A 17,895-nucleotide genomic window follows, 5' to 3' on the forward strand; every position below is an offset into this window, starting at 1 on the left:
AAATAATAATAGGCTATTGAAGAAAAATTTCTTTAATATAACCCTCAAGTTTCTTCTTTATGTCAGATTTGTTTCAATTTGCAATGTGTAGAATGCAAAAAGCCAAATTGTGGCTTTAATTGCTATTGGAAAGATAAAAAGAGAAAGCGGATAAAAGCTATTTGAAACTTTTATCCGCTTCTTATTATAAGAACGTTATTGCTTATTTCGGATTTTCAATAGCTGCCTGAGCCGCTGCCAAACGTGCGATAGGCACACGGAACGGAGAACAGCTAACATAATTTAACCCTACTTTATCACAGAACTTCACAGATGAAGGTTCACCTCCATGTTCGCCGCAGATACCACATTTCAAGTCAGGACGTACTGAACGGCCTTTTTCTACAGCCATTTGGATAAGCTGGCCTACACCGTTTTGGTCGAGTACTTGGAACGGGTCTACTTTCAGAATCTTCTTTTCCAAATAAACAGGCAAGAAGGTAGCGATATCATCACGTGAATAACCGAATGTCATCTGAGTCAAGTCGTTTGTACCGAATGAGAAGTATTCAGCATGTGATGCAATGCGGTTAGCTGTTAGGGCTGCACGCGGAATTTCAATCATCGTACCTACCTTGAACGGAATTTCTACGCCTTCTTGTTCGAACACTCTCTTAGCAGTAGCACGGATGATGTTCTCTTGTGCTTCGAATTCGTACAAGATACCAATCAGCGGAACCATGATTTCAGGATGTGGATCGTAACCTTCCTTCTTCAATTCGCAAGCCGCACCCAAGATAGCTTCGGTCTGCATTTCGGTGATTTCGGGATAAGTATTTCCCAAACGGCATCCGCGATGACCTAACATCGGATTGTGTTCGCAAAGGCTATCTACACGCTGGCGGATATATTCTACAGTTACACCCATAGCTTCTGCCATTTCTTCCTGACCTTTTTGATCGTGCGGAACGAATTCGTGCAAAGGCGGGTCGAGCAGACGGACATTTACAGGATAACCGTCCATTGCTTTAAAGATGCCTTTGAAGTCGTTCTTTTGATAAGGCAATAATTTAGCAAGTGCTTTCTTACGTCCTTCTTCATTTGGTGCCAAAATCATTTCGCGCATAGCAACAATCTTTTGGTTTTCGAAGAACATGTGCTCTGTACGGCAAAGACCAATACCTACTGCACCGAACTTACGGGCTACTTCTGCATCGTGCGGAGTATCAGCGTTGGTACGTACTTGCAAACGGGTGTATTTGTTGCAAAGGTCCATTAGTTTGGCAAAGTTGCCCGATACTTCAGCTGCTCTGGTCGGCACTTCGCCTTGATAAACCTCACCGGTACTACCGTTCAATGAAATGTAATCGCCTTCTTTCAATACAACGCCGTCGATTTCTACGGTACGTGCTTTGTAGTCTACATTAATGGCTCCAGCACCTGATACACAGCATTTACCCATACCACGGGCAACTACGGCTGCATGAGAAGTCATACCTCCACGTGCGGTCAAGATACCTTCAGCCACGGTCATACCAGCTAAGTCTTCGGGAGAAGTCTCGATACGTACCATAACTACGCGATGACCATCGGCACGCCATTTTGCTGCATCTTCGGCAAAGAATACGATTTGACCTGTAGCAGCACCCGGAGAAGCCGGAAGACCACGGGTTAAAACTTTAGCGTTACGGAGTTCTTCTTTGTCGAATACGGGGTGAAGCAATTCATCCAACTTATTCGGTTCGCAACGCAAAACCGCTGTCTTTTCGTCGATTAAGCCTTGTTCCAACATTTCCATGGCAATGCGTACCATAGCGGCACCGGTGCGTTTTCCGTTACGGGTCTGCAAGAACCACAATTTACCTTCTTGTACAGTAAATTCCATATCTTGCATGTCATGGTAGTGGTTTTCCAGCTTAGTCTGCAATTCATCCAATTCTTTGTAGATTTCCGGCATAGCTTCTTCCATAGACGGATATTTAGAAGCGCGTTCTTCTTCAGAGATGCCTTGCAGTTTTGCCCAGCGTTGAGAACCGATTTTAGTAATCTGTTGCGGAGTACGGATACCTGCTACAACGTCTTCGCCTTGAGCATTAATCAGGTATTCGCCGTTGAAGAGGTCTTCGCCTGTAGCGGCATCACGAGAGAAGCAAACGCCGGTAGCAGAAGTGTCGCCCATGTTACCGAATACCATTGCCTGTACGTTTACGGCAGTACCCCATTCGGCTGGTATGCCTTCCATTTTGCGGTAGAGGATAGCACGTTCGTTCATCCATGAATCGAATACGGCGCAGATAGCACCCCACAATTGTTCGTAAGCATCGTTGGGGAATTCTTTACCGGTCTGGGTTTTAACGGCTTCCTTGAAGCGTTTAACCAGTTCTTTCAGGTCTGACACTTCCAGTTCGTTGTCTAAACGTACACCTTTCTTTTTCTTAACGTCTTCGATGATAGCTTCGAACGGGTCGATGTCATCCTTGTTAGCAGGTTTCATGCCCAATACAACATCACCGTACATTTGCACGAAGCGGCGGTATGAATCCCATGCGAAACGTTCGTTGCCTGTCTTGCGCGCCAATCCGGCAACCACTTCATCGTTCAATCCCAAGTTCAGGATAGTATCCATCATACCCGGCATGGATGCACGTGCACCCGAACGAACTGATACAAGCAATGGATTTTCTACATCGCCGAATTTCGATTTCATAAGTGTTTCAACACCTACGATAGACTTTTCTACATCGTCCTTCAACAAAGCTACGACCGCATCTTTGCCTTTCTCGAAATATTCGTTACAAACTTCTGTAGTGATAGTGAAACCAGGAGGCACAGGTACTCCGATAAGGTTCATTTCAGCAAGGTTGGCACCTTTACCACCCAGTAGGTTTCTCATGTCTGCTTTTCCTTCGGCATGTCCGTTTCCGAAGGTGTAAACTCTTTTTGTTTCCATTCTTTTAGAAGATTTATTAGGTTGTTATGTTTCTCATAAGTAGAACATTTGCAAAGCTATGGAAAATTTGTAACATAACAAATACAAAGCAGGTGTTTTTAGACATATTTTGATATATAGACTTGCCAAAATGAGTGTAATCTTTTTCTTACACCTTATTTATATTGGAATTATAGACGGATTGATGCCGTTATGCACATATATGCATGCCTGAATTTAAACAGATGGAATGCCGGTTTCATTTAGCTGAAACAGATATCGGAGTTAAATGGAGGATAAATGCAGATTATTTGGGAGTTCTTTCAAAATCTTATCGGAATATGGAGGAAAATCCTTACCTTTGCACTTAAAATTGAATTATAGGAAATAACGTGGCAAGAAAGAAAAAAGAACTTCCTTTATTGGAAAAGGTAACGATACTGGATGTGGCGGCAGAGGGAAAAGCTGTTGCCAAGGTAAATGATTTGGTGGTATTTGTACCCTACGTAGTGCCGGGCGATGTGGTCGACCTGCAAGTGAAGCGGAAAAAGAACCATTATGCAGAGGCTGTAGCCGTAAAGTTTTATGAAAAGTCTCCCATGCGGGTGGAACCGTTTTGCCAACACTATGGTGTGTGTGGCGGATGCAAATGGCAATGTCTGGCATACGAAGAGCAAATCCGTTATAAGCAAAAACAAGTGTTTGATAATCTGACCCGCATCGGGAAAATCGAATTGCCTGAAATCAGTCCCATTATCGGTTCGGAGAAGACGATGTATTATCGCAATAAGCTGGAATTTACGTTCTCGAATAAACGCTGGCTGACCGAAGAAGAAGTGAAGGAGGACGTAAAATACGAGCAAATGAATGCGGTAGGCTTTCATATTCCCGGTGCGTTCGATAAGGTGCTTGCCATAGAGAAATGTTGGCTTCAAGACGATATTTCCAACCAAATCCGCAATGCTATCCGTGATTATGCCTACGAACATCAGTATGCATTTTTCAACTTGCGCACACAAGAAGGCATGTTGCGCAACATGATGGTGCGTACTTCTTCAACCGGAGAACTGATGGTCTTGTTGCAATGCAAGATTGTGGATGATGCGGAATTGGCGAAGATGAAGGAATTGCTTCAGTTTGTAGCAGATAAGTTTCCGCAAATTACTTCCTTATTATATGTGATTAACAACAAATGCAACGATACAATCGGTGATTTGGATGTGCAGGTATTTAAAGGGAAAGACCATATTTTCGAAGAAATGGAAGGGCTTCGGTTTAAGGTCGGACCCAAATCATTTTATCAGACCAATTCGGAACAAGCCTATAATTTATATAAGGTAGCTCGTGATTTTGCCGGATTGACCGGAAATGAACTTGTGTATGATTTATATACAGGAACGGGAACTATCGCCAATTTTGTTTCCCGCCAAGCCAAGCAAGTGATAGGTATCGAATATGTGCCCGAAGCGATAGAAGACGCCAAAGTCAATTCGGAACTGAACGGCATTGAGAATACCTTATTCTATGCAGGCGATATGAAAGATATCCTGACCAAAGATTTCATTCGTGAGCACGGGCGTCCGGATGTGATTATTACCGATCCGCCTCGGGCAGGTATGCATGGGGATGTTGTTCAAGTGATATTGGAAGCAGAGCCGGAACGCATTGTTTATGTAAGTTGCAATCCTGCGACACAAGCCCGTGATTTGCAATTGCTTGACGTGAAATATAAAGTAAAGGCAGTCCAGCCGGTAGATATGTTCCCGCATACGCATCATGTAGAAAATGTGGTATTATTAGAAAAGAAAACTTATTAAAATAGATAAAGACGTGGCAAGAAAAGACTTTAAGACAAGCAAGCCTGCTATGGCGCGTGCTGCTTCGAAATATACAACTTATCGGGTGACCGAACCGGGTGAATTGATGGACTTCTTGATGAAAAAGATGGCAGGTATCAGCCGCACGCGGGTGAAAGCCTTATTGACCAATCGGGTAGTGCTGGTCGATAACACGATTCAAACGCTTTACAATTATCCTTTACAGCCGGGTATGTGCGTGCAAATCAGCAAGGAAAAGCATAAGCATGAGTTCCGGCATCCGATGCTGAAGATTTTGTATGAGGATGCCTATATCATAGTTGTAGAAAAGAAAGAAGGATTGCTTTCGGTTGCTACAGAACGTCAAAAAGAACGAACGGCGCAACATATATTAAATGAGTATGTAAAGCGGATTCACAGAGGAAACCGGATTTATGTGGTTCATCGCTTGGATAGGGAAACATCCGGCATTATGATGTATGCCAAAGACGAGAAAACGCAACATACGCTACGCGATAATTGGCATGACCTGGTACGTGACCGCCGGTATGTAGCAATTGTAGCAGGAGATATGGAGCAAGATGAAGGTACGGTACGTTCTTGGTTGACCGACCGTAAATTGTATGTAAGTTCTTCTCCGGTAGATGATGGAGGCAAGTATTCGGTGACTCATTATCATACAATTAAGCGCGCCAATGGCTTTTCGTTATTGGAATTGAATCTGGAGACAGGTCGGAAGAACCAAATTCGTGTCCACATGCAGTCGTTAGGGCATCCGGTGGTAGGAGATGAGCGTTATGGATGTGAGGTAAATCCGTTGGGACGTTTGGCGCTTCATGCATTCAAGTTGTGTTTTTATCATCCGGTAACACATGAATGGATGGAGTTTGAAACGCCTTATCCGGCTCCCTTTAAAACATTAATGCTAAGGAGATAGAAAAAAATATAGAAAAAAGTTCTTCAAAAATTTGCAGGTTTAAATAGAAACCACTACCTTTGCAGCGGTTTTGAAAAAGAACCTTTCGGGGTGTAGCGCAGTCCGGTTAGCGCACCTGCTTTGGGAGCAGGGGGTCGTGGGTTCGAATCCCGCTACCCCGACTTAAGTCCTGATTTCGTTAGAAATCAGGACTTCGCGTTTTTATAAGTGTCTGCAAAGGGTGGTTAATATGGCACAGATTTTAAACTTGGGGATTTAACAAAAGCGTAAAAGTCATATCTTTGTGTTATGAAACGCAATTCAGTTAATTATAAATCTGTTTTGTCCTTATTCCTGCCTAAAGGCATATTGGACTATTTTGAGATTGTCGACTTCTCCGACATGGGTTCTTATTATATCATATGTTTAGATGAACTTCCGGCGATACCGGAAGAATATTCTTCCCTCCCGTTAGTTTCCAAAGGCTTCTATCCTGAAATAGTAGTGACGGATTTCCCCGCCCGTGACCATACGGTCTATCTGAAGCTCCGTCGCCGACGCTGGGAAGACAAGCGTACGGGCAAGACCTATAGCCGTGACTGGCAGCTGGTAGCTTCAGGCACCCGAATCACCGCCGAGTTCGGTGCTTTTTTAAAAGGAATACTTGGAAAACCATGAGGTGAGCATCAAGAGCGTGGCCGATTTCTGCCGCCTGAAGCCTTCCGTGTTAACGGATTATTATAAGAACCATCTGAGCGGCTTCCTCAAATGGGAGCAATACGGACACGCTGAGGACTACATCCTTTTCCCTGAAAACACCGGAGAGCATATATCCCTTGATGAGACCAGCCTGACTGGTGGCGAGCTTTACACGAATGTCTGTAACAAAGACGGGCATGGTCGTAAAGGCACCGTCATAGCCATGGTCAGGGGCACAAAGTCGGAAGATGTTGAAGCGTGCCTCGAAATGATACCTTTGGAAGAACGGCTGAAAGTCAGGACCGTCACGTTGGACATGGCAGATAACATGCACAGCATCGCCTTGCGCTGTTTCCCTAACGCCACGCAGGTCATAGACCGCTTCCATGTACAGAAGCTCATGTACGACGCGCTACAGGATGTAAGGGTACAGTACCGTTGGCAGGCCATAGAGGAGGAAAACAAGCTGCGGAAAGAGGCCAAGGCAAAAGGGGAGAAATTCGTGCCGGAAGTCTTTGAAAACGGCGATACGCGCCGCCAGTTGTTGTTGCGAAGCAGGTATCTGCTTTTCAAGTCCCCGACACATTGGACCGAAACGCAAAGGAAAAGGGCGGAAATCCTTTTTAGCCAATACGATGACCTCAAGCAGTTCTATTATCTCTCCCTACAGTTGGGACAAATATACTCGACGAGCTATGATAAGGATGTGGCCAGGGTAAAGATGGCACTTTGGTTTAACAGGGTGGAGGAATGGGAATACCCCCAATTCAACACAGTCATCAATTCCTTTAAGGCGCATTATGAAAGGATCCTGAACTTCTTCATCGAAAGGCACACGAACGCCAATGCAGAGTCCTTCAATGCCAAACTCAAAACGTTTAGGGCTACGTTCAGAGGAGTGGGAGACATCAAGTTCTTCCTTTACAGGGTAGCGAAATTATATGCCTAATTTGTTAAATCCCCAACAATGCGAACTGTGCCGTTAATATGCATTTTTCTCACCGTGGAATATGTTGCGGACGGTACGGTAAATGATGTATAAATCCAGTCCGAAACTCCAGTGTTCAATATACCAGATGTCTCCTAAGACACGTCCTTCCATGTCTTTTAACTCTTTGGTTTCGCCTCGGTAGCCTGTGACTTGGCTCCAGCCTGTAATGCCAGGCTTTACAAAATGGCGTACCATGTATTTATTGATTAGTTTTGAATATTCTTCTGTATGTTTTAGCATGTGAGGACGAGGACCGACTATGCTCATGTCTCCCAATAGTACGTTGATGAATTGGGGCAATTCATCTATATTAGTCTTGCGCATAATATTGCCCCATTTGGTTTTACGTGGGTCATCTTTAGTTGCTTGCAAGGTATCGGCGTCTTTGTTTACTTTCATCGAACGGAATTTGATGCAATAAAATTCACGGTCGTTCAATCCGTTGCGTTTTTGACGGAAGAAGACGGGACCAGGCATGGTTATTTTGGTAATAATGGTTACGATAATGAGGATGATAGGGAAAAACGTGCATAAGAACGTTAATGAAAATACAATGTCGAATGCTCGTTTTAAGAATTTGTTTTCCGGCTGGCTCAGCGGGTCAGGGCGAAGGCTCAGGTAAGGGACATTGCCCAGCATATTGAAAAACACCCGGTTATGGAGATAATTGCGCAAGTTGGGCACACTGTAAAAATGTACCAAGTTGTTTTCGCAATAGTTGATAATCGGTACAATCGTACTTGCCCGTCTTGAAGGAAGACAGCAAAACAGAGAATGTATATACGTGTGAGAAGCAAGGTAGTCTTGGACTTTTTCCGGTTTGCCCAAATAGGGACAATTTAGCGCATCCATTTCCGGGTTAGGTTGGTCATCGAAATAGCCTGTAACTGCATATCCGTAGGTCAGGTTGTTAGTCAGTTCGTGGTATAACTCAATATTATTAGTTGTACTTCCTATCAACACTACATAGTGGATATGGTTTTTGTTTGTCCGGTATTTCTTGATGCAAATGCGGATCAGAAGCCTGCAGATGCTTTCCGAAACGAATAACGAGAGAAGGTATGTGATAAAAAATGAAAAGGAAATTTCGATAAAATGACCGGCTGTCAGCAAGAAACCACTGATGAAAGAAAAATAGAATACATTAAGAAATGCCCGCCAGACAATTTGGTAAGGATGTACTTTGTCGTTATGCAGGACAACTCCTCGGTGGATAGTGCATATTAAATAACAGAGCGACAGGGTAATTAAAGTTTGAGGCAATGTTGCTTCTTGAGTTGGATGCTGTTTGCAAAATCCAGTCCAATAGTACAGCAGATAGAATAATCCGTTGCATAGACATAAGTCACAGGTAATGACAAGCACTTGTATTATGCTGTAGCGTCGAGTTGTATTGTTATTTGTTTTGTTGTTGCCCATAAAGAAACAATTAAAATCGCTTTTAAAACAATGAATGCCTACATAATGTTCATACTGCAAATGTTGCAATAAAATTTGAGAAAAGCAAGAGCTTCTCTTTAAAAAACCGTTACAAATAAAATATTTGTTAAAAATAAGCGGTTTTTGGATGAGGATGTATGTTGCATAACATAAAATGCTTATCTTTGCATCGTGTTTTTCATGGTATTAGATTTAAGGTTAATGAAGATTGGGAATCTGGGAAGATTCCCTTTTTTTATGTCCGTTTGTTTTCATTAGGCTGCATCGCCTGATTCATCTGCATTCGTTGGCCTTTACATCCGTATTCGTAGCCTTCTGAAGCCTGCTTCGTTTTATTTAGCATTTTGTTTAAATGAAAGTGCTGTAGTATTCTCAAATAAAAACAAGGGCGACTTGTTGGATTTTCGATTAAAGTTTCGTATATTTGTTATTGAGTTTACACTCTAGGCTTGCGAGCCTATATATAATAAGGTATAAGAAAACTATGAATATAAAATTTCGACTGATTGTGATGAACTTCCTGCAGTTTGCTGTGTGGGGAGCTTATTTGACTTCGATGGGGACTTACTTGGCAGGAATAGGGCTGGGCAACCACATCGGATTGTTTTATGCCATGCAAGGTGTTGTGTCGTTGTTTATGCCGGCTATATTGGGCATTATCGCCGACCGTTGGGTGCCAGCCCAGCGTTTGTTGGGATTGAGTCATCTGTTGGCAGCTCTGTTTATGGCAGGAGCGGGTTATTATGGAATGACGGCAGGTAACATGGTGTCTTTCCCGATACTATTCGCTTTTTATTCAATGAGCGTAGCTTTTTATATGCCAACATTGGCACTGTCCAATTCGGTAGCTTATACGGCTCTTGAGCGTGCCGGGTTAGATACAATCAAGGCGTTTCCTCCTATCCGTACTTGTGGAACTATCGGTTTCATTTGTTCGATGTGGCTGGTCGACTTATGGGGATTCCAGTCTAATTATATGCAATTCTTTGTATGCGCGGGCTGGGGCATTCTGTTGGCGGTTTATGCCAATACGCTTCCAACGTGTCCGGTAAGCCGTGGTGCAAGCGGGCGGAAGTCTTTAGCCGAAGCGTTAGGCTTGAAGGCGTTTTTGTTGTTCCGCCAACGTAAAATGGCGATATTTTTTATATTTTCGATGTTATTGGGGGTATCGTTGCAGATTACCAATGGGTTTGCCAATCCGTTTATAACTAGTTTCAGTGCATTGCCTGAATATGCCGATACGTTTGGAGTGCAACATGCCAATTTGTTGATTTCCCTTTCGCAAATCAGCGAAACCTGTTGTATATTGCTGATTCCGTTCTTCTTGGGGCGTTTTGGCATTAAGAAAGTAATGCTGATAGCTATGGTAGCATGGGTGTTGCGGTTTGCTTTGTTCGGATTAGGAAATCCGGGCAGTGGCGTCTGGATGTTTATTCTTTCGATGATTGTATACGGAGTGGCATTTGATTTTTTCAATGTGTCCGGCTCCTTGTTTGTAGATAAGGAAACAGATGTCTCCGTACGTTCGAGTGCCCAAGGATTATTTATTATCATGACCAATGGGCTGGGAGCTACGATTGGTACATTGAGCGCTCAAGCTGTGGTGAATTGTTTTGTGGATTTCGGCAGCACGGTTCCGCAAGTGGAAGGTTGGAGCAAAGCCTGGTTTATTTTTGCGGCATACGCATTGGTGGTAGCAATTTTGTTTGCTATTGTCTTTAAATATAAACACGTAAAGGAATGAAAGAAATTGAAGTGAAAATTCTGGATATGTCAACGGTGTTAAGGCCGTCTAATTCGTTTGCGTTGGTATTGGAAGAAGTTGGGGTTGAGAAACGAAAACTGGCATTAATTATTGGTGCAGCAGAAGCACAGAGTATTAAGATGGGTGAAATGAACTATCGTCCGCCTCGTCCTTTTACACATGATTTGATGTTACATGTAATGGAAGCGGGTGGTTTGGAATGTGAAAAAGCGGTTATTTATGAAGTGAAGAACGGAATTTACTATTCTTATTTTTATATAAGGAGAGCAGACGGAGAAGTAGAGGCGGTAGACGCGCGTACTTCGGATGTTGTTGCATTGTCGTTGCGGGCTAAATTTCCGTTGTATGTGTATGAAGACGTTTTAGAACGGGAACAGTTGAGGAATGTTTCAACAGACGGTTCTATCTACACGCTTACGGTAAATTCGGTTGACTTGGATACTTTGAAAAAAGCAATGGAAGAAGCTGTTGCTTCCGAAGATTATGAGCGTGCTTCGCAATTGCGTGATGAAATCCGTAAAAGGGAACAAGAGCAAAAAGACGAAAATTGATTTTTATAAAAAACAGATATGCATACATTTTATACACCGGATATTGCAATAAAGATGGAACTTCCTGAAGAGGAAGCATCCCATTGTTTGCGCGTGTTGCGATTGACCGTAGGCGATGAGGTGTTGCTTACCGATGGGAAAGGATTTTTTTATAAGGCTGTTATTGACGGAATTGCAGGGAAGCGTTGTCAAGTAAAAGTTTTGGAAACGGTTTTTCAAGAACCCTTATGGAAAGGGCATTTGCATTTAGCTATGGCACCGACAAAAAACATAGACCGTACCGAATGGTTTGTGGAGAAGGCGACTGAAATCGGGTTTGATGAATTGAGCTTCTTGAATTGCCGTTTTTCGGAAAGGAAAGTAATAAAGCCCGAACGGATTGAAAAGATTGTGGTTTCTGCTGTCAAACAATCTTTGAAGGCACGGAAGCCGCAGGTGAATGGTATGATTGATTTCGATAAATTTGTCAAGCAAAATTTTAAAGGGCAGAAATTTATCGCGCATTGCTATGAAGGCGAGAAGCCTTTGTTGAGGAGTGTCTTGGACTCTCAAGCCGATGCGGTAGTATTGGTTGGTCCGGAAGGGGATTTTAGCCGTGAAGAGGTAGCATTGGCGGAATCTATGGGCTTCCGGTCTGTCAGTTTAGGAAAATCAAGGTTACGCACCGAGACTGCAGCTTTGGTAGCGGCGCATTTGATGAATCTGGCGCATGTGTTGGAGAGTTGATAAAAGGTTGTGTATCGGTAAGTTATTTATCAGGTAATAGGATAAAGTTATGTTGAAGAGAAGTTTTACATGGTGGGCATGCTGGATGATAGGCGTGTGGGCATTGGTTTCGTGCAAAAGCGGAGATGAATACGAAGCGGCTTTGCCTAAGGATGCAGCTTTGGTCGTGTCGGTCAATGCGGCATCTATTGTTGAGAAAAGCGGTTTATCGGGCAAAGAAGGAGAAGCACTCGTGCTACGCTTAGGAGATGCTTTGAAGAGTGGTATGCAAGGGTCTGAACCATTGGTAGATAAAATAATGGCAGACCCGGCAGAAAGCGGCATTGATTTCCGGAAAAACATATACCTGTATGTAGAATCCCACTCGGTTTCAGCCGGGGTATTGGCACGTGTGTCTGATGCTGGGAAACTAGAGGCATTGTTCGAATCATTAAGTAAGCAACAGATTTGTGGTGATTTAGTTCAAGAAGACGGGTATAAATGGGCTGCTATGGGAAATTTGTTGGTGGCATATACGTCGGATGCTCTTTTGATATTGGGCGACCCCAACGGAGGTGTCCCTCAAGATTTGTGCCATACTGCCTCGATGTTGCTTCGCCAAGGTGAAGAGGACGGATATTGTGCTACATCGGATTTCAAGCATATTAAAGGCGGAAAAGGAGATATTGTGGCTTTAACTTCTCTAGACATGCTTCCCGGACAATATGTGAGTCCGATTCTGATGGGAGCTTCCGGAGGGCTGGAACTGAAAGATATAAAAACGTTGGCGGAAGTGACTTTTGCTCAAGGGAAAATGAGCATAGACTTTACGAACTTGAGTACGGACAAAGTAATGAAGCAGATGCAGGAGAAGCAGGCTCAGGCATTTGGGAAAATAGAAGGAACTTATTTGGATAAATTCCCTGCCAATACCGGATTCTGGATGTCGATGAATATCGATGGAAAGAAAATCTATGAAATTTTATGCGGACATCCTTTGCTAAACAGTCAGTTGGAAAACTCGATGATGCCGATTGATTTTGAATCAATATTCGGTTCGATGAAAGGGGATGTGGCAATCGCCGGTAATCCGATGTCGGGTAAATTCATTGCTTATGCAGATGTGACGGATGCCCGTTTTTTACAGACTTTTGAAAACCTGAAGCCTTTATTGGCACTGACAGGCAACCGGATGCAACTTATTAACCGTGGTGCTACGGGATATGAATTCCGTATGACGGACGGAAGCATGTTGGGGATGCGTCCCGGTTATCACAACTGGTGGTTCGGGGTATCGGACGGACGTTTTTATCTGACAAATCATGCGGAGTGGATTGATGCTTTTGTTCCGGGACAAACATTACGTGATTGCCCGTGGGGAAAGCAGGTAAAAGGTAACATCGTGTATTGGGGAATGAATTTGGCTTCAGCTATAGAGGAAGCAGGACAAGTTTATGGTTCTCAAGCTGAATGGAATCAGGCGTTGGGCTTTTTGCAAGGTTTGGATTATATGACCTTCGCTATGGAGGATATGAATAAATCGCATCTGGAATTGGTGATGAAAGCTCAAGACCGGAATATTCTTCAGGCTTTGTTGAGTGCAATCAATTAATAAGTAAGGAATGGAAACGATAGAGTTACAACAGACCTTGCCGGAAGTCTTTGCCGGCAGGGATACGGTTATCTCTGATGTCTGGCATCGGCAGGTAGCCTTTCAGAAAGGGAAGATTTACTTGTTGGAGGCAGCTTCGGGAACAGGAAAGTCTTCTCTTTGTAGTTTTATATACGGGTATCGGAAGGATTATCAGGGTATAATCTCTTTTGACGGGCAGAATATCCGCAATTTATCTGTTTCACAATGGGTGCATTTACGGAAAACTTCGTTGAGCATGTTGTTCCAAGAGCTTCGATTGTTCGGTGAACTGACTGCTTGGGAGAATGTCCGGATGAAGAACGCATTGACAGGATATTGCCAACGGAAGCAAATTGAGGAATGGTTTCAAAGGTTAGGGATTGATGGGAAAAAAGACCAGAAAGTGGAACGTATGTCTTTTGGCCAGCAGCAGAGGGTGGCGTTTATCCGTGCATTGTGCCAGCCTTTTGATTTTATTTTCCTTGACGAACCGATAAGCCATTTGGATGATGGAAATAGCCGCGTTATGGCAGATATACTGAAAGAGGAAGTAAACAAGAGGGGAGTAGGCGTGGTAGTGACTTCTATCGGGAAGCATTTGCCTTTGGGATACGACCGGATATTGAAACTTTAATTTTCCGCTATACATTATTAATTATTTATATTCATTGAGAACATGATTTGGAAATTATTGAAGCAGCATCTTAGTGTGTCTCAGTTGATTGGTTTTTTCTTTGCCAATGTGTGTGGCATGGTAATCGTGTTGCTTGCCGTGCAGTTTTACCGCGATGTTTTGCCGGTATTTACTCAGGGAGATAGCTTTATGAAAGGGGATTATGTCATAGTGAGTAAGAAAGTCAGTACATTGGGGACAATTGTGGGCAAACAGTCGGCATTTTCTTCGGGAGATATTCGGGACATTGAGGCTCAGCCTTTTGTAAAAGGGGTGGGGCGTTTTATCCCTTCTCAGTTTAAAGTTTCTGCAGGCATGGGGCTGCAGGGCATACGGATGTCAACCGATTTGTTTTTTGAATCGGTTCCGGATGCATTTGTAGATGTGAAATCAGAAAAATGGAAGTTTGACCCGGCATCAAATGAGGTGCCGATTATCATTCCACGTAATTATTTGAATTTATATAATTTCGGCTTTGCACAAAGCCGAAATTTGCCACAACTGTCTGAAGGGTTGATTGGCATGGTCAATTTGGATATCCGCATTATGGGAAATGGACAAATGAAGCAGTTGAAGGGGCGTATAGCCGGTTTCTCCAATCGGCTCAATACGATATTGGTTCCGGAATCGTTTATCCGTTGGGCGAATACGCATTACGGTGAAGGGGGAGATGCAGCTCCTTCCCGCCTGATTGTCGAAGTGAATAACCTTGCAGATGAACGCATTGTCCAGTATTTTCAGCGGAAAGGATATGAAATGGAAGGCAATGAACTGGATGCAGGAAAAACGGCTTGGCTTTTGAAAGTGATAGTCGGGGTTGTGTTGTCGGTTGGTTTGCTCATCAGTGCACTTTCATTTTATATTTTGATATTGAGCATTTATTTGTTGTTGCAAAAGAATATGCGCAAGTTGGAAACTCTGTTGTTAATAGGGTATAGTCCGGCACAAGTGGCACGTCCCTATCAGGTGCTTACTGTTGTGCTGAATTTGTTGGTATTGACATTAGGTTTCGGTCTTGTGGTGTGTGTACGCAGTTGGTATGTACCGGTTCTTTCCGCCTTGCTTCCCGAAGCGGGAGGGGGCAGTCTAGTGCCTGCTTTATCGGTGGGCATTGTGGTTTTTTTATTTGTATCGGTATTGAATTTATATATAATCCGCCGGAAGGTGAATGCCGTTTGGTTCCGCAAAAAATAAAAGGATATGATTAAACAAGTTGAATTTACACTGAAACCTCGTACTAGAGGATTCCATTTAATAACACAGGAGGTTATGAGTCACTTGCCTGAATTGCCAGAAGCAGGTTTGTTGCATTTGTTCATTAAGCATACAAGTTGTGCATTAAGCATTAATGAGAATTATGACCCTAGTGTGCGTAATGACATGGAGCGTATTTATAATAATCTGGTGAAGGAGAATCAGGCTTATTATACGCATGTGGATGAAGGTCCCGATGATATGCCGAGTCATGCCAAATGCAGTCTGACAGGAGTGTCTCTTACCATACCTGTAACGTCTGGACGCTTGAATTTGGGTACATGGCAGGGGGTTTATTTATGTGAATTCAGAGATTATGGCGGAGCACGTCGGATTGTGGCTTCAATACTTGGTTAAGCCTCTTTGTTTTCGCACACGGAATGTTTTTTGTGTGAATAAATGTTTAAAAACGGGCGGTATTGTCTCCCCTTTTTAATATATAGTTTCATGTTCGCTGGAAAAAGTGGTTTTTTTACAAAAAAATGTTAGTTAGGATGACAAGATAATAAGATATTTATATAAATTTGCGTAGATGATTAATGATACATTGAACCATTAAAATGTGGTTCTGGTAGAAAATAGTTGAATCTATAAAAAATAAAGAGTAAAGCTTATGTCAAAAATCGTTGGACACATTTCGCAGGTAATCGGTCCGGTGGTCGATGTGTACTTCAAGTTGGATGAAGGGCAGGATGTAGAACAATCATTGCCGAAAATCCACGATGCGTTGACAATCGTCCGTAATGACGGTCGTACGTTGGTGATTGAAGTGCAGCAGCATATCGGTGAAGATACTGTGCGCTGCGTAGCCATGGACAGTACGGATGGACTGAAACGCGGAATGGAAGTCGTTCCTGCCGGTCATCCGATATCTATGCCGGTTGGAAGTCAGATTAAAGGACGTGTAATGAATGTAGTCGGTGATGCTATCGACGGAATGAAAGAATTGGATAAGGCGGAAGGCTTTCCGATTCATCGCGAACCGCCGAAGTTTGAAGATTTGGCTACTTCGCAAGAAGTCCTTTTTACGGGTATTAAAGTGATTGACCTTTTGGAACCTTATTTGAAAGGAGGTAAGATTGGTCTGTTTGGTGGTGCCGGTGTAGGAAAGACGGTGCTCATCAAAGAGTTGATTAACAACATTGCCAAGAAGCACAATGGTTTCTCTGTCTTTGCCGGTGTGGGTGAACGTACCCGTGAAGGTAATGACTTGTTGCGGGAAATGATTGAGTCTGGTGTAATCCGTTATGGCGATGAATTCCTGAAGAGCATGGAAGAAGGCAATTGGGATTTGTCGAAAGTGGATTACAAGGAAGTAGAGAAATCTCAAGTATCTATGGTGTTCGGGCAGATGAACGAGCCTCCTGGTGCACGTCAATCTGTAGCGTTGTCAGGTTTGACACTGGCGGAATCTTTCCGTGACCGTGATACGGGTGAGAACGGTCCGCGTGATATCTTGTTCTTTATTGACAATATCTTCCGTTTCACGCAGGCTGGTTCAGAAGTGTCGGCATTGCTGGGGCGTATGCCTTCTGCTGTAGGTTATCAACCGACTTTGGCAACGGAAATGGGACAGATGCAGGAACGTATCACTTCAACGAAGAACGGTTCTATTACGTCTGTACAAGCTGTGTATGTGCCTGCGGATGACTTGACTGACCCGGCTCCTGCTACAACCTTTACTCACTTGGACGCTACTACGGTGTTGAGCCGTAAGATTGCCGAGCTTGGTATCTATCCAGCCGTTGACCCTTTGGATTCAACTTCACGTATTTTGGATCCGCTGGTAGTGGGTAAGGAACATTATGATACGGCACAACGTGTTAAGCAAATTCTTCAGCGTAATAAAGAGTTGCAGGATATTATCTCTATCTTGGGTATGGATGAATTGTCAGATGAAGACCGTTTGACTGTAAATCGTGCCCGTCGTGTACAACGATTCTTGTCTCAACCGTTTGCCGTGGCAGAGCAGTTTACTGGTGTACCGGGCGTAATGGTTTCTATCGAGGACACAATCAAGGGATTCAAGATGATTTTGGACGGTGAAGTGGATTATCTTCCCGAACAGGCTTTCTTGAATGTCGGTACGATTGAAGATGCGATTAAGAAAGGTGAGAAACTGCTTGCTGCAGCGAAAGGATAGTATTTTGAGTTTTTAAAACTAGAAAGAATGAAAGAACTTCATCTGGTTATCGCTTCACCTGAACAGACAGTTTTCGAAGGGAAAGTGGACATGGCAGTATTGCCTGGCGAACTTGGAGAATTCCAAGTGCTGGTGAACCATGCGCCGTTGATTTCTTCGCTTACGGCTGGAGAAGTGAGGTACACGGCTGGAAAAGAATCGCATTCCTTGTCAATCAAGGGCGGATTTGTAGAAGTCAGAGACAATCAGATATCAGTTTGCGCTGAACTCTAAAGTGAGGAAGGCCTAAGTTAATGCTATTGACAGAATGTTATTAAAGGCGGTAAAGAAGAAATTCATTCAAGAACTGACAGGATTAGGCATAATCTTGACAATTGGAACGGTGTTGGTTTTTCATTTC

At 43.4% G+C, this 17,895-nt stretch carries 15 protein-coding genes and 1 tRNA gene; 14 read left to right on the forward strand and 2 right to left on the reverse strand.

Annotated elements, in window-relative coordinates:
- Positions 1–202 precede the first annotated feature (202 nt).
- Positions 203–2,929 (reverse strand): pyruvate, phosphate dikinase, encoded by a 2,727-nt coding sequence (ppdK, locus tag B5F91_RS01570; protein ID WP_087427351.1) that lies wholly within the window; start codon positions 2,927–2,929, stop codon positions 203–205.
- A 371-nt stretch (positions 2,930–3,300) separates the two neighbouring features.
- Here ppdK and rlmD point away from each other — a divergent pair, with 371 nt between their 5' ends.
- From rlmD to B5F91_RS01595, 5 genes are all read left to right on the forward strand, one after another.
- Positions 3,301–4,725 carry a 23S rRNA (uracil(1939)-C(5))-methyltransferase RlmD gene (gene rlmD, locus B5F91_RS01575; protein WP_087427352.1) on the forward strand — a complete coding sequence of 475 codons (1,425 nt, stop codon included), beginning with the start codon at positions 3,301–3,303 and terminating at the stop codon, positions 4,723–4,725.
- 49 nt (positions 4,726–4,774) lie between these two features.
- Complete coding sequence (locus B5F91_RS01580) at positions 4,775–5,662, forward strand: RluA family pseudouridine synthase (RefSeq protein ID WP_204244653.1); 888 nt, start codon at positions 4,775–4,777, stop codon at positions 5,660–5,662.
- An 86-nt stretch (positions 5,663–5,748) separates the two neighbouring features.
- Positions 5,749–5,823, forward strand: a tRNA-Pro gene (locus B5F91_RS01585).
- Positions 5,824–5,950: 127 nt separating this feature from the next.
- Positions 5,951–6,319 carry a transposase gene (locus B5F91_RS01590; RefSeq protein WP_087427354.1) on the forward strand — a complete coding sequence of 123 codons (369 nt, stop codon included), beginning with the start codon at positions 5,951–5,953 and terminating at the stop codon, positions 6,317–6,319.
- Positions 6,306–7,289, forward strand: a complete 984-nt coding sequence (locus B5F91_RS01595; RefSeq protein ID WP_239416133.1) for a transposase — start codon at positions 6,306–6,308, stop codon at positions 7,287–7,289. The genes B5F91_RS01590 and B5F91_RS01595 overlap by 14 nt, the downstream gene beginning before the upstream one ends.
- A gap of 33 nt (positions 7,290–7,322) precedes the next feature.
- Here B5F91_RS01595 and B5F91_RS01600 read toward each other — a convergent pair whose 3' ends face one another.
- The gene (locus B5F91_RS01600; RefSeq protein WP_087427439.1) at positions 7,323–8,750 is read right to left on the reverse strand and encodes an undecaprenyl-phosphate glucose phosphotransferase; all 1,428 of its coding nucleotides are present in this window, start codon (positions 8,748–8,750) and stop codon (positions 7,323–7,325) included.
- Between the two features lie 505 nt (positions 8,751–9,255).
- Here B5F91_RS01600 and B5F91_RS01605 point away from each other — a divergent pair.
- From B5F91_RS01605 to B5F91_RS01645, 9 genes are all read left to right on the forward strand, one after another.
- Positions 9,256–10,515 (forward strand): MFS transporter, encoded by a 1,260-nt coding sequence (locus tag B5F91_RS01605; RefSeq protein WP_087427355.1) that lies wholly within the window; start codon positions 9,256–9,258, stop codon positions 10,513–10,515.
- Positions 10,512–11,087 (forward strand): bifunctional nuclease family protein, encoded by a 576-nt coding sequence (locus B5F91_RS01610; protein ID WP_087427356.1) that lies wholly within the window; start codon positions 10,512–10,514, stop codon positions 11,085–11,087. The genes B5F91_RS01605 and B5F91_RS01610 overlap by 4 nt, the downstream gene beginning before the upstream one ends.
- An 18-nt stretch (positions 11,088–11,105) precedes the next feature.
- A complete protein-coding gene (locus B5F91_RS01615; RefSeq protein WP_087427357.1) occupies positions 11,106–11,813 on the forward strand; it encodes a 16S rRNA (uracil(1498)-N(3))-methyltransferase in 708 nt (235 codons plus the stop codon).
- 49 nt (positions 11,814–11,862) lie between these two features.
- Positions 11,863–13,404, forward strand: coding sequence for a DUF4836 family protein (locus B5F91_RS01620; RefSeq protein ID WP_087427358.1), 1,542 nt, complete (start codon positions 11,863–11,865; stop codon positions 13,402–13,404).
- 10 nt (positions 13,405–13,414) lie between these two features.
- Positions 13,415–14,059, forward strand: coding sequence for an ATP-binding cassette domain-containing protein (locus B5F91_RS01625; RefSeq protein ID WP_087427359.1), 645 nt, complete (start codon positions 13,415–13,417; stop codon positions 14,057–14,059).
- A gap of 42 nt (positions 14,060–14,101) precedes the next feature.
- The gene (locus tag B5F91_RS01630) at positions 14,102–15,292 is read left to right on the forward strand and encodes a hypothetical protein (protein ID WP_087427360.1); all 1,191 of its coding nucleotides are present in this window, start codon (positions 14,102–14,104) and stop codon (positions 15,290–15,292) included.
- A gap of 6 nt (positions 15,293–15,298) precedes the next feature.
- Positions 15,299–15,709 (forward strand): secondary thiamine-phosphate synthase enzyme YjbQ, encoded by a 411-nt coding sequence (locus B5F91_RS01635; protein WP_087427361.1) that lies wholly within the window; start codon positions 15,299–15,301, stop codon positions 15,707–15,709.
- Positions 15,710–15,965: 256 nt separating this feature from the next.
- A complete protein-coding gene (gene atpD / locus B5F91_RS01640; protein WP_013616281.1) occupies positions 15,966–17,495 on the forward strand; it encodes a F0F1 ATP synthase subunit beta in 1,530 nt (509 codons plus the stop codon).
- Positions 17,496–17,522: 27 nt separating this feature from the next.
- Positions 17,523–17,768: a hypothetical protein gene (locus tag B5F91_RS01645; protein WP_087427362.1), complete on the forward strand. Its 246-nt coding sequence runs from the start codon at positions 17,523–17,525 to the stop codon at positions 17,766–17,768.
- Positions 17,769–17,895: the final 127 nt, after the last annotated feature.

Source organism: Bacteroides sp. An322 (genome assembly GCF_002161765.1).
Classification (GTDB): Bacteria; Bacteroidota; Bacteroidia; order Bacteroidales; family Bacteroidaceae; genus Phocaeicola; species Phocaeicola merdavium.